Source organism: Herbidospora sp. NBRC 101105 (genome assembly GCF_030269205.1).
GTDB classification, from domain to species: domain Bacteria; phylum Actinomycetota; class Actinomycetes; order Streptosporangiales; family Streptosporangiaceae; genus Herbidospora; species Herbidospora solisilvae.
In genome coordinates this window covers 505,798-531,615 of record NZ_BSSX01000002.1, presented here as the reverse complement: position 1 = coordinate 531,615, position 25,818 = coordinate 505,798, and the positions used below count along the sequence as shown (strand labels likewise).

The 25,818-nt window shown below is 71.6% G+C and carries 28 protein-coding genes and 2 riboswitches; of the genes, 12 read left to right on the top strand and 16 right to left on the bottom strand.

Annotated elements, in window-relative coordinates; genetic code table 11:
* Nucleotides 1–15: 15 nt before the first annotated feature.
* From QSK34_RS11285 to QSK34_RS11255, 7 genes are all read right to left on the bottom strand, one after another.
* On the bottom strand, nt 16–444 hold the full coding sequence (locus QSK34_RS11285) for an OsmC family protein (protein ID WP_030454323.1): 429 nt from the start codon (nt 442–444) through the stop codon (nt 16–18).
* A gap of 47 nt (nt 445–491) precedes the next feature.
* Complete coding sequence (locus QSK34_RS11280) at nt 492–1,262, bottom strand: ABC transporter ATP-binding protein (protein ID WP_202609760.1); 771 nt, start codon at nt 1,260–1,262, stop codon at nt 492–494.
* Nucleotides 1,259–2,086, bottom strand: coding sequence for an ABC transporter permease (locus QSK34_RS11275; RefSeq protein WP_285582931.1), 828 nt, complete (start codon nt 2,084–2,086; stop codon nt 1,259–1,261). Before QSK34_RS11275 ends, QSK34_RS11280 begins: the two co-directional genes overlap by 4 nt.
* Nucleotides 2,087–2,113: 27 nt before the next feature.
* Nucleotides 2,114–2,395 (bottom strand): hypothetical protein, encoded by a 282-nt coding sequence (locus tag QSK34_RS11270; protein WP_285582929.1) that lies wholly within the window; start codon nt 2,393–2,395, stop codon nt 2,114–2,116.
* Nucleotides 2,392–3,351 carry an ABC transporter substrate-binding protein gene (locus QSK34_RS11265; RefSeq protein ID WP_285582927.1) on the bottom strand — a complete coding sequence of 320 codons (960 nt, stop codon included), beginning with the start codon at nt 3,349–3,351 and terminating at the stop codon, nt 2,392–2,394. The genes QSK34_RS11270 and QSK34_RS11265 overlap by 4 nt, the downstream gene beginning before the upstream one ends.
* An 11-nt stretch (nt 3,352–3,362) precedes the next feature.
* Complete coding sequence (locus QSK34_RS11260; RefSeq protein ID WP_051760438.1) at nt 3,363–4,484, bottom strand: agmatinase family protein; 1,122 nt, start codon at nt 4,482–4,484, stop codon at nt 3,363–3,365.
* Between the two features lie 52 nt (nt 4,485–4,536).
* Nucleotides 4,537–4,633: riboswitch (guanidine-I (ykkC/yxkD leader) on the bottom strand.
* A 73-nt stretch (nt 4,634–4,706) separates the two neighbouring features.
* Entirely contained in the window at nt 4,707–6,308 is a 1,602-nt protein-coding gene (locus QSK34_RS11255) for an isovaleryl-CoA dehydrogenase (RefSeq protein ID WP_285582923.1), read from the bottom strand.
* Nucleotides 6,309–6,371: 63 nt separating this feature from the next.
* On the opposite strand from QSK34_RS11255, the gene QSK34_RS11250 reads away from it, so the two are divergent.
* Both QSK34_RS11250 and QSK34_RS11245 read left to right on the top strand, forming a co-directional pair.
* Entirely contained in the window at nt 6,372–6,908 is a 537-nt protein-coding gene (locus QSK34_RS11250; protein WP_161479104.1) for a sigma-70 family RNA polymerase sigma factor, read from the top strand.
* Complete coding sequence (locus tag QSK34_RS11245) at nt 6,905–7,792, top strand: maleylpyruvate isomerase N-terminal domain-containing protein (protein WP_285582917.1); 888 nt, start codon at nt 6,905–6,907, stop codon at nt 7,790–7,792. Before QSK34_RS11250 ends, QSK34_RS11245 begins: the two co-directional genes overlap by 4 nt.
* Nucleotide 7,793: 1 nt before the next feature.
* Here QSK34_RS11245 and QSK34_RS11240 read toward each other — a convergent pair whose 3' ends face one another.
* Complete coding sequence (locus QSK34_RS11240) at nt 7,794–9,179, bottom strand: ankyrin repeat domain-containing protein (protein WP_285582914.1); 1,386 nt, start codon at nt 9,177–9,179, stop codon at nt 7,794–7,796.
* 122 nt (nt 9,180–9,301) lie between these two features.
* On the opposite strand from QSK34_RS11240, the gene QSK34_RS11235 reads away from it, so the two are divergent.
* The 4 genes from QSK34_RS11235 to QSK34_RS11220 all read left to right on the top strand — a co-directional run bounded on the left by QSK34_RS11235 (nt 9,302) and on the right by QSK34_RS11220 (nt 11,978).
* Complete coding sequence (locus QSK34_RS11235) at nt 9,302–9,916, top strand: DedA family protein (protein WP_285582910.1); 615 nt, start codon at nt 9,302–9,304, stop codon at nt 9,914–9,916.
* Nucleotides 9,917–9,971: 55 nt separating this feature from the next.
* The gene (locus tag QSK34_RS11230; protein WP_285582907.1) at nt 9,972–10,733 is read left to right on the top strand and encodes a DUF1707 SHOCT-like domain-containing protein; all 762 of its coding nucleotides are present in this window, start codon (nt 9,972–9,974) and stop codon (nt 10,731–10,733) included.
* 76 nt (nt 10,734–10,809) lie between these two features.
* Entirely contained in the window at nt 10,810–11,298 is a 489-nt protein-coding gene (locus tag QSK34_RS11225) for a SigE family RNA polymerase sigma factor (RefSeq protein ID WP_285582904.1), read from the top strand.
* Nucleotides 11,295–11,978 (top strand): hypothetical protein, encoded by a 684-nt coding sequence (locus tag QSK34_RS11220; protein WP_285582900.1) that lies wholly within the window; start codon nt 11,295–11,297, stop codon nt 11,976–11,978. Before QSK34_RS11225 ends, QSK34_RS11220 begins: the two co-directional genes overlap by 4 nt.
* Here QSK34_RS11220 and QSK34_RS11215 read toward each other — a convergent pair.
* The 5 genes from QSK34_RS11215 to QSK34_RS37755 form a co-directional block, all read right to left on the bottom strand.
* The gene (locus QSK34_RS11215; protein ID WP_285582896.1) at nt 11,921–12,673 is read right to left on the bottom strand and encodes a sirohydrochlorin chelatase; all 753 of its coding nucleotides are present in this window, start codon (nt 12,671–12,673) and stop codon (nt 11,921–11,923) included. The two genes, QSK34_RS11220 and QSK34_RS11215, sit on opposite strands and share 58 nt — an antisense overlap.
* Nucleotides 12,670–13,398 (bottom strand): phosphoadenylyl-sulfate reductase, encoded by a 729-nt coding sequence (locus tag QSK34_RS11210; RefSeq protein WP_062429332.1) that lies wholly within the window; start codon nt 13,396–13,398, stop codon nt 12,670–12,672. Before QSK34_RS11210 ends, QSK34_RS11215 begins: the two co-directional genes overlap by 4 nt.
* 20 nt (nt 13,399–13,418) lie before the next feature.
* Nucleotides 13,419–13,571, bottom strand: coding sequence for an Insertion element protein (locus QSK34_RS11205; RefSeq protein WP_285582888.1), 153 nt, complete (start codon nt 13,569–13,571; stop codon nt 13,419–13,421).
* A gap of 136 nt (nt 13,572–13,707) precedes the next feature.
* Nucleotides 13,708–15,390 (bottom strand): nitrite/sulfite reductase, encoded by a 1,683-nt coding sequence (locus QSK34_RS11200; RefSeq protein ID WP_285582887.1) that lies wholly within the window; start codon nt 15,388–15,390, stop codon nt 13,708–13,710.
* A gap of 121 nt (nt 15,391–15,511) precedes the next feature.
* Entirely contained in the window at nt 15,512–15,595 is an 84-nt protein-coding gene (locus tag QSK34_RS37755) for a putative leader peptide (protein WP_353051387.1), read from the bottom strand.
* 87 nt (nt 15,596–15,682) lie between these two features.
* On the opposite strand from QSK34_RS37755, the gene QSK34_RS11195 reads away from it, so the two are divergent.
* The 5 genes from QSK34_RS11195 to QSK34_RS11175 all read left to right on the top strand — a co-directional run bounded on the left by QSK34_RS11195 (nt 15,683) and on the right by QSK34_RS11175 (nt 21,208).
* Entirely contained in the window at nt 15,683–16,639 is a 957-nt protein-coding gene (locus tag QSK34_RS11195) for a YihY/virulence factor BrkB family protein (protein ID WP_161479112.1), read from the top strand.
* A 12-nt stretch (nt 16,640–16,651) separates the two neighbouring features.
* A riboswitch (ZMP/ZTP riboswitch) is annotated at nt 16,652–16,733 on the top strand.
* Between the two features lie 27 nt (nt 16,734–16,760).
* Entirely contained in the window at nt 16,761–18,026 is a 1,266-nt protein-coding gene (gene glyA, locus QSK34_RS11190; protein WP_161479113.1) for a serine hydroxymethyltransferase, read from the top strand.
* 562 nt (nt 18,027–18,588) lie between these two features.
* Nucleotides 18,589–19,689 carry a ribosome small subunit-dependent GTPase A gene (gene rsgA, locus QSK34_RS11185; RefSeq protein WP_285582884.1) on the top strand — a complete coding sequence of 367 codons (1,101 nt, stop codon included), beginning with the start codon at nt 18,589–18,591 and terminating at the stop codon, nt 19,687–19,689.
* A gap of 22 nt (nt 19,690–19,711) precedes the next feature.
* Nucleotides 19,712–20,338 (top strand): phosphoribosyltransferase, encoded by a 627-nt coding sequence (locus QSK34_RS11180; protein WP_285582882.1) that lies wholly within the window; start codon nt 19,712–19,714, stop codon nt 20,336–20,338.
* Nucleotides 20,339–20,362: 24 nt separating this feature from the next.
* Entirely contained in the window at nt 20,363–21,208 is an 846-nt protein-coding gene (locus tag QSK34_RS11175) for a cytochrome d ubiquinol oxidase subunit II (RefSeq protein WP_285582880.1), read from the top strand.
* A 91-nt stretch (nt 21,209–21,299) separates the two neighbouring features.
* Here the strand turns inward: QSK34_RS11175 and QSK34_RS11170 are convergent, their stop codons facing one another.
* The 3 genes from QSK34_RS11170 to QSK34_RS11160 form a co-directional block, all read right to left on the bottom strand.
* The gene (locus QSK34_RS11170; protein WP_081898622.1) at nt 21,300–21,614 is read right to left on the bottom strand and encodes a WhiB family transcriptional regulator; all 315 of its coding nucleotides are present in this window, start codon (nt 21,612–21,614) and stop codon (nt 21,300–21,302) included.
* Nucleotides 21,615–21,731: 117 nt separating this feature from the next.
* Entirely contained in the window at nt 21,732–22,640 is a 909-nt protein-coding gene (locus QSK34_RS11165; RefSeq protein WP_285582877.1) for a ferredoxin family protein, read from the bottom strand.
* Nucleotides 22,641–22,708: 68 nt separating this feature from the next.
* Nucleotides 22,709–24,208 (bottom strand): glycerol-3-phosphate dehydrogenase/oxidase, encoded by a 1,500-nt coding sequence (locus tag QSK34_RS11160; protein ID WP_285582875.1) that lies wholly within the window; start codon nt 24,206–24,208, stop codon nt 22,709–22,711.
* Nucleotides 24,209–24,298: 90 nt separating this feature from the next.
* Between QSK34_RS11160 and QSK34_RS11155 the strand changes: the two genes are divergently transcribed.
* Complete coding sequence (locus tag QSK34_RS11155) at nt 24,299–25,798, top strand: FAD-binding oxidoreductase (RefSeq protein WP_285583982.1); 1,500 nt, start codon at nt 24,299–24,301, stop codon at nt 25,796–25,798.
* Nucleotides 25,799–25,818: the final 20 nt, after the last annotated feature.

Genomic DNA, 25,818 nt, shown 5'->3' with positions numbered 1-25,818 from the left:
TCGTTCTCGAACGGTCTAGCTGAGGAGCTCGGCGTTCAGGGTGATCTCGGTGCCGGTGAGGGCCTTGCTGACCGGGCAGTTGGCCTTGGCGTTCTCGGCGGCGGCCTGGAACTCCTCGGCGGTGATGCCGGGGACCTGGGCCTTGACCGACAGGACGATGCCGGTGATGCCCTGGCCGGGCTGGAAGGTCACGTCGGCCTTGGTCTCGACCGTCTGCGGCGGGGTGCCCGCCTGGGCGAGGCCGTGCGAGAGGGCCATCGAGAAGCACGAGGAGTGCGCGGCCGCGATGAGCTCTTCGGGGCTGGTCTTACCGTTGGCCGCCTCGGCGCGCGACGGCCAGCTGACGTCGAACGTGCCGACGCCGGACGTGTCCAGCGACACCGAGCCGGAGCCGTCGAGGAGCGCGCCCTTCCACTGGGTCGTCGCGGTACGAGTGGTCGCCATAGCGATATCCCTTCGATAACGGTGATGCCACCGACGAACATAACGCCTCAGGCGCGCGCGGCTGCCAGGTGGGCACGGTGTTCGCGCCGGACCAGGTCTTCGACCTGCGCCCGGACCGCCAGGAACTCGGGGGTGCGCTTCACCTCCAGGCCGTCGCCGAGCGGCTCGACCCGCAGGTCACGGGCCACCCGGCCGGGGTCGCTGGCCAGCACCAGCACCCGCCGCCCCAGGAACACCGCCTCCTCGACGTCGTGGGTGACCATGACGACCGTGGTGCCGAGATCCTGCCAGACCTGGCGGATGAACAGCTGCATGTCCTCCTTCGTCTGGACGTCCAGGGCCCCGAACGGCTCGTCGAGGAGCAGGACCTTGGGGGAGCGGGCCAGCGCCCGCGCGATCGAGACCCGCTGCTGCTGGCCGCCGGACAGGCTGCCGGGCAGTTTCGCGGCGTGCTCGGTGAGGCCGACCTCCTCCAGCAGCCAGGCGACGCGCTCCTGCCTGGCCTGGCGGGAGAAACCCCGCGTCTCCAGGGCGAACGCGACGTTCCGCGCCACCGTGCGCCACGGGTAGAGGCTGGGCGTCTGGAAGGCCATGCCCCGGTCGGGGCCCGGCCCCTCGACGGTCCGGCCGTCGAGGACGATCCGGCCCTTCGTGGCTCTGGTCAGGCCCGCGACCAGCGACAACAGGGTCGACTTGCCCGAGCCGCTGGCTCCGACGATCGTGACGAACTCGCCGGGCGGGATCTCCAGGTCGATGTCCTCCAGGACGGGGGTGCCGGGCGTGTAGGCCATCGACACGCCCTCGAAGCGCAGGCTCACACCGACCACCTGCCGACCCGGGCCCGGACGACTCTGAGCGTGACGTCGATGGTCAGGCCGATGAGGCCGATGACGATGAGGATGGCGAAGATCTTGTCGGTCTGGAGGAACCGCTGGGCCCGGGTGATCCGGTAGCCCAGGCCGGAGGTCGCCGCGATCAGCTCGGCCACGACGACGAGGTTGTAGGCCACGGCGGCGTTGACGCGGAGGGCGTCCAGGATGCCGGGGAGCGAGTGCGGGAACACCACCCGCGCGGCGACGCGCGCCCGCCCGGCCCCGAGCGTCGCCGAGACGTCGAGCAGCCTTCTCGGGACCTGCCGGACGACGTCGGCCGTCATGAGCGTGTTGAAGAACACCACGCCCAGCACCAGCAGCGCGATCTTGGACGTCTCCCCGATGCCGAGCCAGATGATCAGCAACGGGATGAACGCCGAGGCCGGCAGGTAGCGCAGGATCCCGATGATCGGCTCGAACAGGGGTTGCGCCCAGCTGACCGTGCCCATCAGGAACCCCAGCGGGACGGAGATCAGGATCGCCAGCCCGAACCCGGCCCCGATCCGGCCGAGGCTGGCCAGGAGGTCGTTCTGCAGGTCGCCGCTGGCGACCATGTCCGTGAACGCGGCCCAGACCTGCGGCGGCGCGGGCAGGAACCGGTCGGGCACGATCCCCGAGCCGCTGACCGCCCACCAGATCGCGAACGGCACCGCGACCGAGGCGACCCGCAGGATCCAGGCGGTCCGGCGCGAGACCTCGGTCTTGAGCAGCTTCACACGGGGGGCGGGAGCGGCGGCCCGCTCGACCGGAGGCGACTCCACGCTCACCATGACCTACCTCCTGCGGGAACAGCTGGTTCAGCCATCGTTCACCCCGCCCGACGGCTCGACCTGCCACGATCCGTCGGTCACGGCCACGACCACCCGGCGGGCCGCGTTGGCGACCGGGCCCGCGGGCAGGGCGTCGGCGAACTCGTGGACGACGGCCGGAGCCTCGGCCGGGGTGGTCAACCGGCTGCGGTCCCGGCCCGCGAGGGCGGTCGTGCCGTGGTTCCGGTCGGCCTCGGGGGCTTCACCGCGGGTGCGGGCGGTCGTCCCGGACGAGGTCACGCGGACGCGGTGGCGGTTGGCGAGGGTCATGGCTGGACGGCCTCCACGAATTTGGATATGAACAGGCCCTCGAGCGGCGGGGCCGCGTCGACGAGTTCGGTCGAGACCAGGAAGTCGGAGATGCGCTTGGCCTGCTGGTCGAGCGCGCCGGTGAAGGCGGTCCGGTTCTGGTCGAGGGTGAAGATCGTGGTGCCCTTGTCGTACGTCTCGTACTCCGCCGGCGTCACCCCGCCCCGCTTGGCCATGATCTCCACGGCCTTCGCGCGGTTGGCCCCGATCCACTCGATCGTGTCGAACCACGTGTTCACCAGGCCCTGGACGGCCTTCTCGTCGCGCGACAGCAGGTCGCGGGTGACCACCAGGTGGTCGGGGATCGCGCCGGGGAAGTCGGCCGAGGTCGCGATGGCCGTGCTGCCCTCGCGCTCCAGCGCCGTCGAGGTGAAGGGCGCGAACGCGCCGACCGCGTCGACCTGGCCCGCGACGAAGGCCGCGGCGGCGGCGTCGGTCAGCATCGGGGTGAACTGCACGTCGGCCTCCGACAGGCCGGCCTTCTCCAGGGCGAGCAGCAGCAGGTAGTGGTCGACCGTGCCCTGCTCGGCGGCCACCGTCCTGCCCTTGAGGTCGGCCAGGGTCTTTATCCCGGGAGCGGCGATGATCTGGTCGTTGCCGGTCGAGTTGTCGTTGACCAGGACGATGCTCTGCTGCGCGCCGCCCGCCACCGAGGCCAGCGTGTCGTTGAGGGTCTGGCTGTTGGCGTCGATCGTGCCGGTGGCCAGAGCGTTCAGGGAGTCGGTGTAGCTGTCGAAGTACTTCAGCTCGACCGTCACCCCGTTCTTCTCGAACAGGCCCTGCTCCTGGGCCACCTGCCAGGGGAACCAGCCGGGCCAGGCGCTGAAACCGAGGGTGATGGGCGCGGCCGTCGGGGCGGCCGGTTCTCCGGCCGGGGCGGCGGCGCAGGCCGTACAGAGCAGTAAGACCAAGAGCACGCGACGGAACATCACGCCGCTCCCTTCTTCTTGGGGAGGTGACCCGCGCGGACCAGGCACCCGAGGGTGTCGCAGATCACGCGGGTGGCGATGAGGGAGGTGATCTCGGCGTTGTCGTAGGGCGGCGCGCACTCGACCACCTCGATGCCGGCCAGCGGCCGGGCGTCGGCGATGAGCTGGATGAACTTCAGCACCTCACGCGGCAGGAAACCGCCCGGCTCGGGCCAGCCGGTGCCGGGCACGAACGCGGCGTCCAGGCAGTCGACGTCGAACGACAACCACACGGCCTCGGCCCCGTCCCAGGCCACCTCCAGGGCCCGCTCGGCCGCCGCCTCGATGCCCATCTCCACGCAGTCGGTGACGGTCATGATCGTGGTGCCGCGCTCGCGGCCGACCTTCACACCCGGCCTCGGCGCCTGCCAGCCGCCGATCCCGATCTGGACGAGGTTCTTCGGCGGCACGTTCGGCAGATCGGTGGCGTGGAACCAGGGTGTGGTGTGCATGCGCTCGTCGAGGTCGGTCTCCTGGGTGTCGACGTGGCGGTCGAAGTGGATGATCCCGACGTTCCCCGTGTGGTGCTCGGCCACCGCCCGGACGGTCGGGTAGCCGATCGAGTGGTCCCCGCCCAGCACGACCGGGAACGCCCCCGACGCGTAGACGTGGGAGACGCCCTTGCTGATCTGGTCGAAGGTCTTCTCGATGTTGGCCGGGATGGTGAAGATGTCGCCCAGGTCGCAGATCGTGATCGACTCGCGCAGGTCGACGCCCAGCTCGAAGCTGTAGGGGCCGTAGAGGGCGCTGATCTTGCGGATGCCCTGGGGGCCGAACCGGGTCCCCGACCGGTAGGTGGTGCCGCCGTCGAAGGGCGCGCCGATCACCGCCACGTCGTAGTCGCCGCAGGTGCGCACGTCCTCGACGTAGGGGGCCTTGAGGAAGGTGTTGATCCCGGCGAAGTGCGGCAGCTCGCCGCGGGAGAAGGTGGGGATGGTCCGGTCGACGATCGAGTCGGCGCCCGGCAACCCGAGTTCCAGGCCGCGCGCGATCTCGCGCTGGTGCATGGTCGTGGGCAGCGCGGCCTCGCGTTCCACGGCCGACCGGGCCTCGGGGCCGTAGTTGTTGTGGAGGTGTCCCACGGGCACTCCTTTTCGGGGAAAAGCCTCAGGTGGAGAGGCAGCCGTCGTGACTGTCTCCCGGGCTTTTCCCCCGCCGTGGAACGGCCTTTCGGCCGTCTGCACCTCTCGGACCAGGCCTCACGACGAGCGGAACCCTAGGTGCGCCTCACCCTCCGGTGAGTCCCCTTCATGAGAGCGCCGGGCCGTTTCCTCCGTGTTTCCGGCCGGTAGCGGTCCGGTGACTCAGATCCGGGCCAGGATGCCGTCGAGGTCCGGGCCGGGCCCCAGGGCGCCGTAGGCGCGGCCCGAGCCGCCGCCGAGCCGGGAGGCGCAGAACGCGTCGGACACGCTCGCCGGGGCGAACCTGATCAGCAGCGAGGCCTGCAGCACCAGCGCCATCTCCTCGGCGAGCCGCCGCGCGTCGGCCTCGGTGGCGTGGGCGAGCGTCTTGCGCACCCGGCTCACCGACTCGGAGATCCTCGGGTCGGTGGCGAGCTCGACCTCGGTGAAGTAGGCCTCCGCCGCCTCGGGCTCGCGGGTGAGGGCCCGCATCAGGTCGAGGGCGGCGACGTTGCCCGACCCCTCCCAGATGCCGTTCAGCGGCGACTCGCGGAACAGCCGCGGCAGGCCCGACTCCTCGACGTAGCCGTTGCCGCCCAGGCATTCGAGCGCCTCGGCGGCGTGCCCGGCGGCGCGCTTGCAGACCCAGTACTTCCCGGCCGCCAGCGCCACCCGCCGGAACAGCCCCTCCTGCGCCTGGCCGGTGACGGCCCGGTCGGTGGCGCCGGCGAGGCGCATCATCAGCACCGTCGCCGCCTCGGACTCCAGGGCCAGGTCGGCCAGCACGTTCCGCATCAGCGGCTGGTCGAAGAGCGCTCTGCCGAAGGCCCTGCGGTGCCGGGTGTGGTGGACGGCCTGGGTCAGCCCCAGCCGCATGCCCGCCGCCGACCCGATCACGCAGTCGAGCCGGGTCATGTTGACCATCTCGATGATCGTCCGGACGCCGCGCCCCTCCTCGCCGACCAGCCAGGCGACCGCGTTGTCGTACTCGACCTCGGCCGAGGCGTTCGACCGGTTGCCGAGCTTGTCCTTCAGCCGCATGAGCCGGACGGCGTTGCGGGTCCCGTCGGGGAGCACCCGGGGGAGCAGGAAGCAGGAGAGCCCGCCCGGCGCCTGGGCCAGCACCAGGAACACGTCGCACATCGGCGCGGAGTTGAACCACTTGTGGCCGTTCAGGGCATAGGTCCCGTCGCCGAGCGGCTCGGCGGTCGTCGCGTTGGCCCGGACGTCGCTCCCGCCCTGCTTCTCGGTCATGGCCATCCCGGCGAGCACCCCGCGCTTGTCGGCCAGGGGACGCAGGCCGGGGTCATAGGTGCGGGAGGCGAGCGCCGGCTCCCACTCGGCCGCGAGCGCGGGGGCGTGCCGCAGCGCCGCCACCGAGGCGTAGGTCATAGAGATCGGGCACCCGTGCCCCGCCTCGACCTGCGACCACACGTAGAACTTGGCCGCCCGCGCGACGTGGGCGCCCGGCCGGGCCTGCGTCCAGGGCGCGGCGTGCAGGCCGTGCTCCACGGCGACGGTCATCAGCTCGTGCCACGCCGGGTGGAACTCGACCTCGTCGATCCGGTGGCCGTAGCGGTCGTGCGTCCGCAGGACCGGCTCGTGCTCGTTGGCCAGCCGCCCCCACTCCTGCGCCTTCGCGGTGCCCGCCAGCGTGCCGAGCTGCCGCAACTCGCCCTCGGCCCAGTCGGCGCCCTCCCGCGTCAGCGCCGCCGCCAGCGCAGGGTCGGCCGCCACGTCGTGACCGGACAGCGGCGGCACCTGGTTCATCACTTCATGGCTCATGTCATCCATCTGACCATCCCGGGCGAATAATGCGATGCTCGGGTCGACGAGTGGGGAGCCGCCGTGGACGACCACCTGTTCCACCGCCGGGTCGTGAGCGGCGACGAGTCGGCGCTGGGGGAGCTGTACGACCGCTTCTCCGCCCTCCTCTACGGTCTGGCGCTCAAGGTGACCCGCGACCGGGTCGCCGCCGAGGACATCACCCAGGAGGTCTTCGCCACCTTCTGGGAGCGTCCGCTGGGCTTCGACCCGTCCCGGGGCAGCCTGCGCACCTTCCTGGCGACCGTCGCCCACCGCCGCTCGGTCGACCACGTCAGGTCGGAGGAGCGCCGCCGCGTCGGCGCCCTCGCCCCCCGCCTGTTCGAACGCCCCCACGACCTCGAAGAGGGCGTCGTCGCCGCCGACGAGGTCGAACGGGTCAGGGAGGCCGTCGTGGGATTGCCCGAGTCGCTGCGCCAGGTGATCGAGCTGGCCTACTACGGGGGCCGCACCTACCGCGAGGTGGCGGTGGAGATCGGCGTACCGGAGGGCACCGCCAAGTCCCGCATCCGGCTGGCCCTGCGCCGCCTGGCCGAGACGCTGAACGAGGAGGCGCCGTGAGCCTCGACCGCCTCTACCTCGACCTGCTCGACGAGGCCCCCGTCGCCCCGCCCCCAGGCGGGCGGGCCCGCCTGCTCGCCACGGCCGCCGCCCGCCGCCGTCCAGCCGTCGACTGCGTCTCCTGGGCCCGCCCCTACGCCGGCCGGGTCGCCGCCATGGACGCCGTCCTCGCCTCGGCGACCGCGTGGGACGTGGAGATCGTCGAAGGCTGGCACCTGCAAGAGCTGCTGGGCCATCTGACGGCCAAGGACGGCCTGGTCGCGGCGGCGGTCGGCGCCCCCGTCCACGGCCCCCCGATCACCGACGACGAGCCCATGGCCCGCACCGCCGCCCTGCACGCCCACGAACGCTCCCGCTCCCTGCTGGAGACCCGCCGGTCGTGGCGCGACCAGGCCGACGCGCTCTGCCACGCCCTGGCGGGCGCGGACCCCGCCCGGGTGATCACCGCCGGCGACCTCCGCCTGCCCGTCGGCGACCAGGTCCTCGGCCGCGCGCTGGAGACGTGGATCCACACCCACGACGCCGCCGTGTCCGAGGGCCTGAACCTGCCGAGGCCGACGGCGGCGGAACTCCACCCGATGGCCGACCTGTGCGCCCGGCTGCTGCCGGTGACGGCCCTGCTGAGCGGCCTCGACGCGGGCGACCGGTCCGTCCGCCTGACGCTGACCGGCGACGGGGGAGGGGACTGGCACATCCCCCTGCTCCCCACGAGGCGCGCCGCCGGGTACGAGGGCCAGGAGGTCGCCCTGTCCGTCCGCGCCGACGCGGCCGAGTACTGCTTCGTGCTCGGCGGCCGGGGAGCCGGCCACGAGTGGGAGGCCGAAGGCGACCTGGCCCTGGCGGCCGACCTGAGGGCGGCGGCCCCGGTGTTGTCCGGGCCCTGAGCTATAGGTCCAGGCCGAGCGTGCCCGCCGCCTGCAGCGCCAGGTCGCGCGCGTAGGGGTCGGCGCTCTCCGACAACACCCTGTGCACCCCCCGCATCGCCCGGTCGTCGCCCCGGATCGCCAGCCCGCGGGTCGCCTCGGCCGCCGTGACCAGGTCGGGGTCGGTCAGCCGGTCGAGCAGGGCGGCGCGGAGGTCGTCGTTGTCCGCGTCGAGGGCCGCCAGGCCGAACGTCGCGTAGTCGCGCACGTCGGCCGAGGGGTCGCGCGACAGCGTGATCAGCGTGGCCAGGCCGTCCTTGTCCTCGCCGGGCAGCACCGCCGACAAGGCGACCGGGTCGCGCATCGTGTGCACCCGTCCCGGCCGCTCGATCAGGGCCAGCACGTCGGGCAGCGCCCGGGGGTCGCCCTGCTGCCCGAGGGCACGCAGGATCGAGTCGATCACCCGGGGGTCCTCCTCCCGTTCGGCCAGGTCGCGCAGGACGGGCAGGGTCCGGTCGAGGTAGGGGCGGGCGCCCGCGGTGAAGCCGAACTGGGACAGGACGTCCACGCCGAAGTCGCGCTCCATCGGGTCGTCGTGTTCGACCAGGGCGACCGCCGAGGCGAAGGTCTCGTCGTCGGCGCGGCGCTGGATGGCGTGCACGGCCGCCCACCAGGTCTCCCCGTCCTCGTCCACGTCGCGGTAGGGCACCGCGCGCCGCATCAGCTCCTCGACCGGGGGGCGCTCGCCGAGGGCGTCCTCCAGGAGGGTCGCGATGGCGGCGTGGCCGCGCTGCGAGACCTCCCGGCCCTCGGGGGAGGGTGTGCACACCAGGGTCGTGCCGTCGGCCGCGAGCGACACCTCGGCCGGGGGGTCGCAGCCCTCGGCCAGTTCGGCCAGGTCCCGGGCCGCGAGGGTGCGGGCGACCTCCAGGGCCTCGTACAGGGGGGTGGCGCCGTGTTCCAGCAGGCTCCAGACCACTCCGTAGGCCCCGAACCGGGCGGCGGCGACCAGGGGGGAGCACAGGTCGGGGTCGGCGCCGAAGTCGAGCAGCAGGTCGGCGGTCTCCAAGTGGCCGAGGGTGGCGGCCCACATCAGCGGGGTCCACTCGTCGCACTCGATCAGGTCGGGATCGGCGCCGCCCTCCAGCAGGGCGCGGAGCGCCTCCTCGTGGTTCCAGCAGGCCGCCGCGCACAGCGGGAGGCCCTCCTCCTCGCCGTGGGAGGCCTGGTTCGGGTCGGCGCCGTGTTCGAGCAGCAGCGTCACCATGGCGGCGTTGCCCTTCTGGGCCGCGCGGTAGAGCGGCAGGGTGCCCCGGCCGCGGTTCAGGTCGGGCCCGTGCCGCAGGGCCGCGCGGGCGCGCTCCAGGTCGTCGTGCGCCACGGCGAGCATCAGCTCACTGATCGTCACCTCTCCAGGGTACTTTATGGTGATATGTCCAGAATGTGGGCTGGCGGGATGGGGCTGTCCCCCGGTCGAAACGGTGGCTTTCCGGCTCAATCGGGCGAACGGATCTCCCTACGGTGATCGCCATGGACAAACTTGACGGAATCGCCGGTTGGGTCGTCGGTCTGATGGAGACCCTGGGCGCGCCCGGCGCGGGCCTGGCCACCGCGATCGAGAACCTGGCGCCGCCGATCCCCAGCGAGCTCATCCTGCCGCTGGCCGGGTTCACCGCCAGCCAGGGCGACATGAGCCTGGTCGCCGCCATCGCCTGGACCACGGCCGGATCGGTGGCGGGGGCTCTGGTCCTGTACGGCCTGGGCGCCCTCCTCGGCCGGAACCGCACCGTCGCCCTGCTGGGCAGAGTCCCGTTCGTCACGGCCGACGACGTCGAGAGGACCGAGGCCTGGTTCGCCCGCCACGGGCGCAAGACCGTCTTCTTCGGCCGGATGGTCCCGGTCTTCCGCAGCCTCATCTCCATCCCGGCCGGGGTCGAGCGCATGCCGATCGGGACGTTCACCCTGCTCACCGCACTCGGCAGCCTCATCTGGAACTCCCTATTCGTGCTGGCGGGCTATGCCCTCGGGGAGAACTGGGAGATCGTCCAGCGCTACTCCGGCTGGTTCACGAACGGGGTGATCGTGCTCTGCGCCGTCGCCGTGGTGGTCTTCGTGGCCAGGAGGATGAGGGCCAGGGTGAGGTAGGAATCGTCCCCAGGGAGGATCGAGCGGGAGCTCCCGGAGCGTTAGATTCGTAGCCATGACCGAACCAGCCGGCATGCGCGCGTCCGACAGCGAGCGCGAGGCCGTCGTCGAGCGCCTGCGGGTCGCCTCCACCGAAGGCCGGCTGACGCTCGCCGAACTGACCGACCGCACCGAGGCCGCCTACCTGGCCCAGACGCAGGGCGAGCTGGCCCAGCTGACGGCCGACCTCCCCGGCGGCGCCGCCGCCCCCTCCTACGCCCCCGCCAAGCCGCCGGGCAAGGCCCGGCAGTGGTTCGTCGCCGTGATGGGCGACACCAAGCGCAAGGGCAAGTGGCGCGTCGACACCGAGATCGGCGCGGTGGCCGTCATGGGCGACGTGACCATCGACCTGCGCGAGGCCGAGGTGCGCTCCAACGAGATCGACATCGTGGCGACCTGCGTGATGGGCGACATCAAGATCATCGTCCCCGACGGCGTCGACGTGCAGCTCAGCGGTGTGACGATCATGGGCGACAAGAAGGTCAAGGTGGTCGAGGCGCCGGTCGGCCAGCACGCCCCGATCGTCCGCGTGCGCGGCTACGTCGTCATGGGCGACATCAAGATCCTCGGCGACTCCCACGCCGCGCCCATCCGGCGCAACGCCCTGGCCTGGACCGAATGGTGGCTCCACCGCCGCGGCCTCGGCCACGGCTCCGTGCACCGGGCCGTCAACCAGGCGGTCAACGACTCGATCCGGGAGACGAACCGGATGGTCAACGAGTCGATCCGCGAGGCCGTCCACGAGTCCAAGAGGGCCTGGAAGCACAGAGACCGCTGAGATCCGGTGCAACGGATCGGCGCTGCCGTCGCGTCATCGTCGGTGACATGATTTCTCCGACGGTGAGGACCCCGACATGCGCGACCGGGCCGACTTCGAGCGGTACGTCGAGCAGCGGTCGGCCCGGTTGCTGCGCACGGCCTACCTGCTGTGCCGCGACTGGGCCACGGCCGAGGACCTGACGCAGACCGCCCTGGCCAAGGCCTGGCTCGCCTGGCGACGGGTCGGCGACAACCCCGACGCGTACGTCTACCGCATCCTCGTCAACACCCACAACTCCTGGTGGCGCCGCATGTGGCGGCGCGAGGTCGCCACGGGTGAGCTGCCCGACGTGGCGGCCCCCGACGGCCACGGGTCGTGCGACGACCGCGACCTGCTGCGGGCCGCGCTGGCGGGCCTGCCGCCGGGCATGCGGGCGGTGCTGGTGCTGCGGTACTTCGAGGACCTCTCCGACGCCGAGATCGCCGCGATCCTCGGCTGCTCGGAGGTCACCGTCCGGAGCCAGGCCAGTCGCGCCCTGGCGAAACTGCGCGTCGACTCCGCCATGGACTGGAGCAGGCGATGATCCGTGAGCTTTTCGAGGACGACACCTTCAATGCCCCCACCCACCGGATCTCCCTGAAGGAGATCGACCGGCGGGCCGGCCGGATCAGGCGGCGCCGCACCGCCCTGGCCACCGCCGCCGCGACCGCCGTGGTGGCCGCCGGGTTCGTGCTGTTGCCGATGGAGAGCCCCGGTGGCTCGGACGTCACCATGGCCCAGCAGGCCCCGGCCCCGCAGACCGTCTACATGCTGGCCGAACGGTCGGTGGCCACGCCGGGCCACCTGCAGGGCCTGTTCTATCCGGGCAGCGAGGGCCCGGTGCAGATCTACGTGAACTGCCCCGGCTTCACCGCCCACGCCGGAGTGTGGATGAACGACAAGCTGGTCGCCCAGGGCCCGTGCGGACCCGTCACCGCGCTGACCTACGACGACCACGCCGACCCCGACCGGCCCATCGGTGACGACGGCATGGTCCACGTTCAGGTCCGCGCCTTCCCCTACGAGGAGGGGGGCCTGCTCACTGAGGCGGAGCTGCTGGCGCGGGCGGAGGAGGCGAAGGACTACCGGATGGGCGTCCTGGTGCACGTCTACCGCTACCCCGGCCTCTTCAACCCGCCCGCCGACTGCGCGGAGCCCCTCGTGCTTCAGCGCCCCGACGGGACGCAGGAGACGCTCAAGCCGGTCCGCTGCGACATCGACTGAGCCGCCGCCGCGGCCGCGTCGTAGCGGTCGAGCACGATCCGGACCAGTTCCGGCGCCGGTCCGAGGCTGTCGGCCACCAGGTCGGCGCCGGCCGCCAGGGCCTCGCGGGCCACCTTGTCGGCGAAGAAGCCGGGCGCCAGCAGGTAGGGCGCGACCACCACCCGGGGCGCCCCGGCCGCGCGGAGCATCGCCACCGCCTCCGCCGGACGGGGGCCCGAGGCGCTGGCGAACGCCGTCGTGACCGCCCACCACGGCCGGGCGCGCGCCCAGTCGCGGGCGATCCTGCGGACCGTCGTGTTGGCGGTCGGGTCGCTCGACCCGGCCGACACCAGCACCACGGCCGTGCCCGGGTCGCCGACGGCGGTCCCGGCCTCGGCCAGGCGGCGTTCCAGGGCGGCCGTCAGCAGCGGGTCGGGGCCCAGCGTCGGGCTGACCTCGACCCGGGCGCCGATCCCGGCCAGCGCGCCCGGGATGTCGACCTTGCTGTGGTAGGCCGCCGTCAGCAGCAGCGGCACCACGACCGCCTCGGCGAGCGGGGCCAGGGCCTCGGTCAGCGCGGGTCTCACGTGGTCGAGATAGCTGACCCGGACGTCCAGGCCGGGACGCGCCAGGCGTACCCGATGGAGCAGGGCCTCGGCCACGGCGGCGGCGCGCGGGTCGCGGGACCCGTGCGCCACGGCCACCAGAGGCGTCAAAGGTGGATACCGCACTCGATCTTGCCCAGTCCGGCCCAGCGGCCCGACCGCGCGTCTTCGCCGTCGGCGACCCTGCGGGTGCAGGGGGCGCAGCCGATCGAGGGGTAGTTGTCGTAGTGAAGCGGGTTGATCAGCACGCCGTTGTCGGCGATGTAGTTGTCGACGTCCTCCTGGGTCCACCGCGCGATCGGGTTGACCTTGACCATCTGGCGCTTGGCGTCCCACTCGACGACCTTCGTGCCGGTCCGGGTCGGCGACTCGTCGCGGCGGATGCCGGAGATCCACGCCAGGTAGGGCTCCAGCGCCCGGTTCAGCGGCTCGACCTTGCGCAGGAAGCAGCACAGGTCGGGGTTGCGGCCGTGCAGGCGCGGCCCGAGGTCGCGGTCCTGCTCGGCGACGGTCCGCGACGGGGTGATGTTGATCAGGTTGACGTCGTAGACGGCCTCGACCGCGTCGCGGGTGCCGATCGTCTCGGCGAAGTGGTAGCCGGTGTCGATGAACAGCACGTCGACGCCCGGCTTGACCCGGCTCACCAGGTCGATCAGCAGCGCGTCGGACATCGAGGAGGTGAGACACATACGGTCGCCGAAGGTCGCCGCCGCCCAGCGGATGATCTCTCGGGCGGGGGCGTCCTCAAGGAACTCGGCCGCCGACTCGACGATGCTCTGGAGGTCGAGCACGCCGCGTCGGCGCTCTAGCTCAACCTCGATGTCCACCAGGGTCATCACGCTCTCCTCACGGGGGGTCACGATCGAACGCCTATCCCCAGGAACTTCACCCGGAAGGCCCGGGCGCAGCTCCGGCAGTACCATCCGTACGGCTCCTCTTCGGAGACGTACGGCTCAAGATCTTCTTCACCGCAGTACGGGCAGTAGTACGGAGCGGCGCGTTCTGTCATGGCCGTGCTCCGCACGGCTGCGAAAGCCGCTGGGATCCGGTGTCTTCCCTCGTCGCTCCGGGTCGCTTCGCTCCCCTGCGCTCCTCAGTCCAGACACCGGCGCGGCTTTCGCGTTGTGGCTCAGGTCCGTAAAGCATCACTTCAGGTCCGCCTCGTCGGCTCGTTGCACCCAGGCGGCGAAGGACTCGTCGTCGCTGCGCTGCTTGGCGTAGTTGGAGGCGACGCGCTCGACGTAGTCGGGCAGGTCTTCGGCGGTGGTCTTCAGGCCGCGGACCTTGCGGCCGAAGCCGGGGGTCGCGCCCAGGGAGCCGCCCAGGTGGATCTGGAAGCCCTCGACCTGCTCGCCCTTCTCGTTGACGACGAGCTGGCCCTTGAGGCCGATGTCGGCCACCTGGATGCGGGCGCACGAGTTCGGGCAGCCGTTCACGTTGATCGTGAGGGGGTGCTCGAAGTCGGGGAGGCGGTTCTCCAGCTCGTGGATCAGCGTCGTCGCGGTCGCCTTGGTCTCGACGATCGCGAGCTTGCAGTACTCGATGCCGGTGCAGGCCATCGTCTGCCGCCGGAACGTCGAGGGGCGCACCTTCAGGCCGATCGCGTCGAGGCCGTCGATCAGCGACTCGACCCGGTCCTCCGGCACGTCGAGGATGACCATCTTCTGCTCGACCGTCATCGCGATCCGGTTGGACCCGTGGGCCTCGGCCAGGTCGGCGATCTTGGCGAGGGTGTCGCCGTCGACCCGGCCGACCTTCGGCGCGAAGCCGACGTAGAACTTCCCGTCGCGCTGGCGGCGCACGCCCACGTGGTCGCGGCGGGTGCCGTCGGCCAGCGCGGGGGCGGGGCCGTCGGGCAGCGCGTAGCCCAGGTATTCGTCCTGGAGGACCTGCCGGAACTTCTCCGCGCCCCAGTCGTTCACCAGGAACTTGATGCGGGCCCGGTGGCGCAGCCGCCGGTAGCCGTAGTCGCGGAAGATGCCGATGACGCCGCCGTAGACGTCGCCGACCTGGTCGGGCCGGACGAACGCGCCGAGCCGCTTGCCGATCATCGGGTTGGTCGACAGGCCGCCGCCCACCCAGACGTCGAACCCGGCCTCGCCGGCCTCGTTGACCACACCTACGAACGCCACGTCGTTGATCTCGTGGACGGTGCAGTGGGCGGCGCAGCCGCTGATGGCCGACTTGAACTTGCGGGGCAGGTTCGAGAACGCCTTGTCGCCGATGAACCGGTCGTACACCTCGCGGATCTGCTCGCGGCCGTCGATGACCTCGTCGGCGTCGACGCCCGCCAGGGGGCAGCCCAGGATCACGCGCGGGGTGTCGCCGCAGGCCTCGGTCGTGGACAGGCCGACCGCCTCAAGGCGCTCCCAGATCTCCGGGACCGACTCGATCTCGACCCAGTGGAGCTGGACGTTCTGCCGGTCGGTGATGTCGGCGGTGCCCCGGCCGAAGTCGTTGGAGATGCCCGCGATCACCCGGAGCTGCTCCAGGTCGAGCTGGCCGCCGTCGATGCGGATGCGGAGCATGAAGTAGCGGTCGTCGAGCTCCTCGGGCTCCAGGATCGCGGTCTTGCCGCCGTCGATCCCGGGCTTGCGCTGGGTGTAGAGGCCGTACCAGCGCATGCGTCCGCGCAGGTCGGCGGGGTCGATCGAGTCGAAGCCGCGCTTGGAGTAGATGTCGATGATCCGCTGACGGACGTTGAGCCCGTCGTCGTTCTTCTTGTTCTCCTCGTTCTTGTTCAGGGGCTCGCGATAGCCGAGAGCCCACTGACCTTCGCCGCGAGGGCGCTTGTGGTGGCGGTTCGCCGGGCGGGCCGGGGTGCTCATGCGGGACCTTTCCAGTGGTGGTCGCGCGCTTCCAGGCTTTCCCCTCCCGCCTCGGCGCTGAGTGCGGGGGCATGAAAAAAGACGCCTGTCACGCGCCCTTAACAGAAAGAAGGGGCGGCGATCAACGGGCGTCGATACAGATGGCGCTGCGGACGCGCTGAAGGTCGACGTGACGGCGCACGACGAGCATCGGGTCCACTGGCATGTCCGTAACAATACCTTGCGGGTACTTGATGTCCAAGTTTGCGTCCACAGTGTGGACCCCTTCGCGAGACACGTAATGTTAACGCCGATGACCTCAGCGAACGCGCCCCGGCGCCGGTCCCGCCGCCACTGGTTCGGGCATCACTCCCGCGCCGGCATGGCGCGCGCCCGCGTGGGGATGGAGCGACTGGCCGGAAGCGGCTTCTGGGCGCTGGTCAAGGCCACGACGATGGCCGGGGTCAACTACCGGGTCACCGGCCTGGCCGGGGAGGCGGCGTTCTTCGCCCTGCTGTCGCTGCCGCCGTTCGTGCTCGGGCTCCTGGGTGTCCTCGGTCACCTCTCCAGCCTGCTGGGCCCCTCGACCATCACCGAGATCAAGGCCTCGGTGATCGAGCACGCCGACCTGCTGTTCACCCCCGACGCCGTCCAGCGTGTGGTCGAGCCGCTGATCGACAACGTCTTCAACGGCGGCGAGGTCTCGCTGATCTCGGTCGGCTTCCTGCTCTCGTTGTGGTCGGGGTCCCGGGCCCTGTTCGTGTACGTCGACCTGATCTCGATCGCCTACGGCATGGGCGAGACCCGCGGCATCATCCGCACCCGGATCTTCAGCTTCGGCCTCTACCTCGCGGCCCTGCTGATCGGCCTGGTCGTCATGCCGATCCTGGTGGTCGGACCGACCCTGCTGGCCACCGCCCTGCCCGACTACGAACCGCTCATCTCGATCTTCTACTGGCCCGTGGTGGTGGCCGGCTCGGTGCTCATGCTCACGCTGCTCTACCACGTGAGCGTGCCGATGCGGACGAGATGGTGGCGCGAGGTGCCCGGCGCGCTGCTGGCCCTGGTGATCTGGATCATCTGCGCGGCCGTGCTGCGCGAGGTGCTGGCCGCCTGGTTCGACCCGCTGTCGATCTACGGCTCGCTGGCCGCGCCGATCGCGGTGCTGCTCTGGCTCTACATCACCGCCCTCGCGGTGCTCATCGGGGCCACCCTCAACGCCGAAGTCGACCGCCTGTGGCCGCTGGCGGGTAACACCCGGCAGCACTGACAGCCGATAAGGTGGGGTTCTCGCTACTGGCGCTATGAGGTGGGTCACCACCGGGGAGCGGAAACCGCGTCGGCCGTGCGCCTGGGTCGACGCAGTCGTCGAGTTCCGAGGAAGGCGCTCAATGTCTGAGAAAACGCTCAACGCCGTCGACCCAGAGATCGCCGAACTGATCACGGCCGAAGAACGCCGCCAGACCGACACCATCAAGCTCATCGCCTCGGAGAACTACGTCTCCAAGGCGGTCCTCCAGGCCACCGGCACCGTCCTCACCAACAAGTACTCCGAGGGCTACCCCGGCAAGCGCTACTACGAGGGCCAGCAGGTCATCGACCAGATCGAGACCCTGGCGATCGAGCGGGCCAAGTCGCTGTTCGGCGTCAACCACGCCAACGTCCAGCCCTACTCGGGCTCGCCCGCCAACCTGGCGGTCTACCTGGCGTTCGTGCAGCCCGGCGACACCGTCATGGGCATGGGCCTGCCGTTCGGCGGCCACCTCACCCACGGCTGGTCGGTCAGCGCGACCGGCAAGTGGTTCAACCCGGTCCGCTACGGCGTGCGCCGCGACACCGGCATGGTCGACATGGACGAGGTCCGTGAGATCGCCCTCAAGGAGCGCCCCAAGCTGATCTTCTGCGGCGGCACCGCCATCCCCCGCACGATCGACTTCCCGGCCTTCGCCGAGATCGCCAAGGAGGTCGGCGCGGTCCTGGCCGCCGACATCGCCCACATCGCGGGCCTCGTGGCCGGCGGCGCCCACCCCTCGCCGGTCGGCCACGCCGACGTGATCTCCACCACGACCCACAAGACCCTGCGCGGCCCGCGCGGCGCGATGCTCATGGCGACCTCCGACGAGCACGCCACCGCGCTCAACAAGGCCGTCTTCCCGGGTCTGCAGGGCGGCCCCCACAACCACACCACCGCCGCCATCGCCGTGGCGCTGCGCGAGGCCGCGACCGACGACTTCAAGGACTACGCGCGCCAGGTCGTCGTCAACAGCCGGGCCCTCGCCGAGGAACTGCTCGGCCGGGGCTTCGACCTCGTCTCGGGCGGCACCGACAACCACCTGATCCTGATGGACCTCACGCCCAAGGGCGTCGGCGGCAAGCCGGCCGCCCAGGCGCTCGACAAGGCCGGCCTGGAGACCAACTACAACTCCGTGCCGTTCGACACCCGCAAGCCGTTCGACCCGTCGGGCATCCGCATCGGCACCGCCGGCGTCACCAGCCGGGGCATGGGCGTCGCCGAGATGCGCCAGATCGGCGCCTGGATCGACCAGGTCGTCAGCGCCCTGGCCAAGGGCGAAGACGAGGCCAAGCACACGATCGTGCGCGTCCACGCCGAGGTCCGCGAACTGACCACCCACTTCCCGGCCCCCGGCCTGAGCTAGTCCCACCGAAACGAAAGCCCCGGCCCACCCAGATGTGGGACCGGGGCTTTCGCATGCCGGCCCCGCATCCGGGGCGAGGCACTGGCGCGAGCTTTGGGCGGCCCGGAACGGAAGCGGGGCGTTGGAGCGGCGAAGGCCGGAAGAGCGGACGGGGAGAAGGGCGGCCACAAGGCTGCGGCGGGCAGAGGGCGGGCAAGTCGAGGCGTGGCGCGTGGCGTGGCGGGGGGCATGGCGGGGGGCGCGGCGCGGGGCGTGGCGCGGGGCGTGGCGTGGCGCGTGGCGTGGCGCGGGGCGTGGCGTGGCGCGTGGCGTGGCGCTGGGCGTGGCGTGGCGCTGGGCGTGGCGCGGGACGGGCAAGTTGGTGGCGGGGCGGGCGACGTAAATGCGTTGCGGGGTTCTTCGCGGCTGTCCTATGGTTCTGCGTGGCCGGAACGAGCCGGTCCTTTTCCTTCAGGGAGGTGGCGACACATGCGGGTCTTTCTGCTGACCCTGCCGTCCATCCACCTCCGGGCCGCCCGCTGACCGACGCGGGGCCTGTTTCATCCTGAAGGGTTCCACCCCAGTGTTCTTCAACCCGCTGGTTTTCGATCTTTCTCTCCTCGGCTGGGACGACACGCGCCCGCTCCCCGCGGACACCATCCCGGGCCGGGTCTCCCGCGTGCACCGCGGGGCCGCCGAGGTCATCACCGAACAGGGCCAGATCCAGGCCCACTACGGCGCCCGGGTGCGCCGTGAGTCCGTCGCCGACCCGACCAGGCTCCCGTGCGTGGGCGACTGGGTGGCGCTGCGGCTGCTCGCCGAGGGCCGGTACGAGCTCGACGAGGTGCTGCCCAGGGCGACCGCGTTCGTCCGGGGCGGGGTGTCCCGCGACTCGCGCGGGGGCCTGTCGGGCGACGGGCAGGGCCAGGTGCTGGCCGCCAACGTCGACATCGTGTTCGTGGCCGAACCGGCCATGCACGCGACCGACTTCGCCGACCTCGGCCGCATCGAGCGGCTGACCGCGCTGGCCTGGGAGAGCGGCGGCACGCCCGTCGTCGTCGTCACCAAGGCCGACCTCTTCGAGCAGGGCCTCGACGACCTCCTGAACGACGTCAGGGCCGCCGCGCCGGGCGTCGACGTGCACGCCGTCTCGTCGTTCACCGGCGACGGGGTGGACGTCGTCCGCTCCTACCTGATGGGCTCCCGGACCGCCGTGATCCTGGGCGCCTCCGGCGCGGGCAAGTCGAGCCTCGTCAACGCTCTGGCGGGCGGCGAGGTCATGGAGACCCAGCAGGTCCGGGCCGGCGACGGCCGGGGCCGACACACCACCGTCCACCGGGAGCTGATCCCGCTGCCCGGCGGCGGCATCGTGATCGACACCCCGGGCATCCGGCGGGTCGGCCTGTACGACATGTCCGACGGCGTCGACCGGGTCTTCTCCGAAATCGAGGACCTGGCCGAACAGTGCCGTTTCGGCGACTGCTCCCACGAGTCGGAGCCGGGCTGCGCGGTGCTGGCGGCGCTGGAGAGCGGCGAACTGCCGGAACGGCGGCTGGAGAGCTGGCGCAAGCTCCAGCGGGAGGCGGCCTGGATGGCGCGGCGCAGCGACGCCCGGCTCCAGGCCGAGGAGACCCGGAAGTGGAAAATCATCCACAAGGGCATGAGGGGCCGTAACCGTCCCTGACCGGGTGGGTAGGACCGGAAAGGTGCACAGCTTTCCGGACCGGGCGACCGCCGGCGCGCTCCTCGCGGAGGCGCTGGCGGGCACGCCCGCCGACATCGTGCTCGCCCTGCCGCGCGGCGGGGTGGCCGTCGGCGCCGTGGTCGCCCAGGCGCTCGGCGTGCCGCTCGACGTCCTGGTGACCCGCAAGCTCGGCCACCCCCTCCAGCCCGAGCTGGGCCTGGGCGCCATCGCCGAGGGCGGCGAACCGGTCTTCGACCACACGATGTTGCGCCGGACCGGCTACGACGAGCACGACCTGGCCGGCGTCGTGGCGGCCGAACGCGCCGAACTGGCCCGCCGGGTCGGCGTCTACCGTGAGGGCCGTCCACCCCCCGACCTGCGCGGCCGCGACGTGATCGTGGTCGACGACGGCCTGGCCACCGGCGGCACGGCCCGTGCGGCCCTGCGGGCGGTGCGGGCGAAGCGCCCGCGCCACGTCACCCTGGCCGTGCCGGTCGGCGCCGCCGCCGCGGTCAGATCGCTCGAAAGCGAGGCCGACGAGGTCGTCGCGGTCATGGCGCCCGAGGCGTTCGGTTCCGTCGGAGGCTGGTACGAACGGTTCGAGCAGCTCACCGACGACGAAACCCGGGCGTGCCTCCGCTCCGTGTGACCAAAGGTCACTTACGGTGACGGTGTGGACGTCGTGGACCTGGCTCGGTGGCAGTTCGCCGTCACCACCCTCTCCCACTTCCCGGTCGCCGTCCTGGAGAAGGCCTGGGTCCGGACCCTGCCGCTGCTGATCCTGCCGGCGCTGGTCGTGCGCGGGGTGGCCTTCGTATACCGGGGCAAACGCCACGGCAGGCGGTGGCGGCGCAACGGGGACCGCTGCCTTTCCTGGGGTTCGCTGGTGCCCGCTTTCCTGTGGGGCGTGGTTTTCGGCGCCATCGTGCGCGGAATCGCCCTGGTTGAGAATCGCGAATTCGCCGGCACGTTCTGGGATCTGCTGAACCCGTTCGCACTACTCGGCGGATTGACGACGCTGGCCCTTTTCGTCACGCACGGCGCGGTATTCCCGGCGCTGAAAACGCGGGGGAGGATCCGCCGGAAGGCGAAGGGCGCGGCGGAGAAAAGCGGGGTGGTCGCGGCGGTTCTGGTCGTCGCCTTCCTGACCTGGGCACAGGCCGCGGAAGGGCCGATCGCCGGCGTTCTGCTCGCGGCGGTCGCGATCGGCGCGTGGGGCGCGGGGATGGTGGCCGACTTCTTCGGCCGGGAGGGCTGGGCGTTCCTCGGGTCGGCCGCCGCGATCGGGGCGGCCGTGATCAGCCTGTTCGCGGCGCTCCATCCCGAGGTGCCGCCGTCGACGGCCGGTTCGGAGAACGGTCTGAACATAGAAAACGCCGCGTCCACGTCGAAGATCGTGCAGATCATGACATGGGCCGCGGTCGTGTTCCTGCCGCTGGTGCTGGTGTACCAGTCGTGGACCTACTGGGTGTTCCGCCGCCGCATCGGTGTGCGGAACATCCCAGCGGGTCACAACTAGGGAGATCTGGCGAATGCCTAAGGCAGGTTCACCGCACGAGCCGCGGACGGCTTGGGGCCGTCCGTGTCTCGCTTCGCCGGGGAGGGTGGTGCTAGGCGACGGCGCTGATGCCGGCGCTCGCGGCGCGCCGCATCCGACGGCGACGCTCGGAGGCGCGCTCGTCCTCGTTCAGGCCACCCCAGGTGCCGTACTTCTCAGGGCGGGAAAGCGCGTAGTCAAGACACTCCGCGCGGACCGGGCAACCGGCGCAGATCGCCTTCGCCTTCCGCTCGCGGATGTCGCGCTCAGGCTGGCGCTCCCCGTCAGGGCCGAAGAACAGCACAAGGTCCTCTCCCCGGCACGCGGCATCATCCTGCCAACCCCAACTGGGGCGGGGGCGGGCGAGCTGCCGACGTACCTGAGACATGAGAAACCACCTTTGGTGAGAAGAGGTATTTCAGTGTTTGTGCCGCATTGGACGCTTATGGTGTCCTCTTTTGCAACGCGAGGAGCGTCCGTGGTGTTCCCGGCTTCTTGCGAAGCCTCAGGTCAAAGCCGGGGTGAGCTGCGTGAGCTCGGCCAACCTGTAGGTCGTGATCTCTTCGGCGCAGGCGAGACCGCACGGTGCCGCGAACACCGAAGGCTCGACCACTACCCGAAAACGGGACGTTCCACCACGCGCGTTGGTTTGCACAACGCACACGGTGGAGTCACCTTCCGACCGGGAGGATTCCACGGCCACTCCGCCGACCGAGAGCTCGCCCGTGTGTGACCGGACAAAATGCTCGGCGGCTTGCGATGGCTCAGGGAGACCCGCGCGCCCCCGGAAACGGTCAAGAACGATCTTGCCGTCACGGTAGGCGTGTGCCGCCGCGATCGCGGCAGCCTCAGACATGCTGCCGTAGTAAAGCCCGTGTGGCAAGCACACGAGGTTGGCGGCGTATCGATCGCCGCCGACATGTGTGGTTTCCCACACATTCCCGGGGTGGTTCCGGGATAGTGATCTCGCGATCGGGAGACCAAAGCGGGCGCAGCACGCGTTGCGCTTGGCGTGCGTGCAGACCAGAAATACCGGCTCACTGACAAGTATGCAGGACTCCGGAAGCGCTCCGTCCACAAGTGCGCCCAGGTCAAGATCGTCGGGGTGGTCGAGCCAGGCCTCTGCCAGCCAGGGGTCGTTCCCGGTGGACGATCCGACGAAAACGTGCAGCGCACGCGGCCCCGGAGTGGTCTCACGGTCGGGACGGCGGATCAGCTGCGAACGGATGCCGAGGGCGGTGGCGCGATCGATGAGGGCCAGCACGCTCTCGGGCAGGCGGCATTCGGGCAGGTACGCGGCCCATGGGCCGTTGTGCTCGATGAGCAGCCAGCGGCGGGCGCCGACCGTGGCGCTGGCGAGCACCGGCGCGTCGCCGGTGTGCAGGCCCGCGGCGTGGTCGCAACCCTTGCTCATGTGCCCGATCCGTCCTCGTGATCAGCTCCGGTTAGGTAATCCTAACCTTAGACGATGGTGTCAAACGCTCAGGGCTGAAGTGACAGAACGTGCCTCGCGACCGTGAGCGCCGCCTCGCGGTCTTCCGGCACCAGCCCGATCCTGGTACGGCGGTCGAGCAGGTCGTCCGCGTCGAGCGCGCCCTCGTGGCGGACCGCCCAGACCAGCTCGGCCCAGGTGGTCGGCTGGCCCGGGAGCACCTTCGCGCCGAGCGCCCGGTTCGAGGCGATGAGGGCGGCGATGTCCTCGGCCTCCGAGCCGTAGCGCTCGATCAGCCGCCACGGCGCCCTGACCCCGCGCGTCGTGGCGCCGACCAGCGGCAGCCGCGCGGTCGTGCTGCGCCGGGCCTGCGGGCAGGCGGCGTCGACCGCGTCCTCGGCCATGCGGCGGTAGGTGGTGAGCTTGCCGCCGACGACGGTCACGACCCCGTCCTTCCCCCTCAGCACCGCGTGGCGGCGCGACAGGTCGGCGGTGCGGCCGGTCCCGGTGTCGAGGAGCGGGCGCAGCCCGGCGTAGGCGCCGGCGACCTGGTCACGGGTGACCGGCACGTCCAGCACGCCGTTGAGCGTGGCCAGCAGGAACTCCACGTCGCCCTCCGGCACGTCGGGCACGTCGGGCACCGGCCCCTCGACCGGCTCGTCGGTCAGCCCCACCAGGACGTGGCCGTCGCTCTGCGGCAGCACCAGCAGGAACCGGCTCAACTCACCCGGCATCGGCACGTGCAGCCCCGCCTGCAGCGGCCCCAGCACCCCCTCCCGGAGCACCAGGTGGGTGCCGCGCGAGGGCCGCAGCGTGATCTCCGGAGCGAGCCCGCCCGCCCACACCCCCGTGGCGTTCACGACCGCTTCGGCCCTGATCGTGAACGTGTCACCCGACAACTCGTCGCGCACCTCGGCGCCGTCGCCGGCCAGGCCGAGCGCCCGGCAGCGGGTCAGCACCCGCGCGCCGTGCCCGGCGGCCGTCCGGGCCAGCGCCACCACGAGGCGCGCGTCGTCGACCACCCGGCCGTCGTAGGACCGCAGCGCGCCCCGCAGCCCGTCGGCGGCCAGCGCCGGGACCAGGTCGAGCGCCTCGGCCGCGCCCAGCCGCGCCGGGCCCGGGATCAGCTTCCGCGGCGTGCCCGCGGCGGCCCGCAGCACGTCGCCGAGCCGGTAGCCGGTCATCAGCTTGCGGGCCGTGGCCGCCGGCACGGCCGGGGTCAGCGGCAGCAGGTAGGGCTGCGCCTTGACCAGGTGGGGCGCGGTGTGCCGGATCAGCACGTGGCGTTCGGCGGCGCTCTCCCTGGCCAGCCCGATCTGGCCGGACGCGAGGTAGCGCAGCCCCCCGTGGATGAGCTTGGAACTCCAGCGAGAGGTCCCGAAGGCCAGGTCGTGAGCGTCGATCGCGACCACCGACAACCCGCGGGCGGCGGCGTCGAGCGCCACGCCCGCTCCGGTGGCGCCCAGGCCCACGACGAGGAGGTCGGCGACCTCGTCGCGGGCGTCGTCGAGATCGCGGGCGCGGCGGGCCGCGTTGAGGGAAGACTCCATGCGGTTCCTTGATCGGGACGGGCATTACCCTTGGGTAACCTATCGAGAGGCCGGCATCCTGTGGAGACTCCGCGTACCCCCGTGCAGCCCATGCTCTGGTCGGGCTGGGGTGACCCCGGCAGGGCGACCAAGCTCGCTCCTGACGTGCTGGAGCTGCTCGCGGAGGCGCTGGGCGTCACGCCGCCCACCGGCGAACCGGCGGGGTTCGGCGACGTCCGGCTCCCCGAAGCCGATCTGTCACCCTTCGTGCTTGCCTCGCTGCGGTCCATCGTAGGCGCGCAGAGCGTGCGTACCGATGCCGATGCCCGCATTCGCCACACGAGGGGCAAATCCACGCCCGACCTGCTGAGGATGCGGATGGGGGACGGGTCCGACGCCCCCGACGCCGTCGTGCTGCCGGGCTCCCACCACGAGGTCTCCGAGGTGCTGCGGGTCTGCTCCGCCGAGAGGGTCGCGGTGGTGCCGTTCGGCGGCGGGACGTCCGTCGTCGGCGGCGTCACCCCGCTCCGCGAGGGCTTCGCCGGGGTGGTCGCGCTCGACGTGCGGCGGCTCGACCGGCTGGTGTCGGTCGACGAGGAGTCGATGCTGGCCGAGCTCCAGCCGGGGCTGCGCGGGCCGCAGGCCGAGGAGCTGCTCAACGCGCGCGGGCTGACCCTGGGGCACTTCCCGCAGTCGTGGGAGTACGCCACCCTCGGCGGGTTCGCCGCCGCCCGCTCGTCGGGGCAGGCCTCGGCCGGTTACGGGCGGTTCGACGACATGGTCGAGGGGCTGACCGTGGCCACGCCGGTGGGCGACTGGGAACTCGGCCGGGCGCCGCGCTCGGCCGCCGGGCCCGACCTGCGGCACGTCGTCCTGGGCTCCGAGGGCGCGTTCGGGGTGATCACCTCGATGCGGCTGCGGGTGCGCCGGCTGCCCGCGCGGCGGAACTGGGACGCCTGGCGGTTCCCGTCGTTCGCGGCGGGCCGCGACGCGATGCGCGTGCTGGCCCAGGAGCGCCGGCTCCCGGCGGTGCTCCGCCTGTCCGACGAGACCGAGACCATGATCGGCGGAGGTTCGGGCTGCCTGATGGTCGTCGGCTGGGAAGGGGGCGAGCCGCCGACGTTCCCCGGCGCCGGCCACCTGGGTTCCGAGCCCGCCGAACGCTGGGCCGAGGGCCGGTTCGGCGGCCCCTACCTGCGCGACGCGCTCATCGCCGCCGGGGCGACCGTGGAGACCTTGGAGACCGCCGCCCACTGGTCGGGCCTGCCCCGGCTCTACGAGGCCGTGAGGCTCGCCCTGGAGGCCGCGCTCGGCCGGGTGATCGTGATGTGCCACGTCTCCCACCTCTACGAGACCGGCGCGTCGCTCTACTTCACCGTCGTCACCGCCGCCGGGGACGACCCGCTGGCCCGCTGGGAGGCCGCCAAGGCCAAGGCCAGCGAGGCGATCGGGCTGGCCGGGGGCACCATCTCGCACCACCACGGCGTCGGCCGCGACCACCGCGCCGCCTACGCCGCCGAGATCGGTCCCGTGGGCGTCGGCGTCATGCGGGCGATCAAGAAAAGTCTCGATCCGATGGGGATTCTCAACCCCGGTGTCCTCGTCCCCTGAAACCGAGCAAGATTGACCGT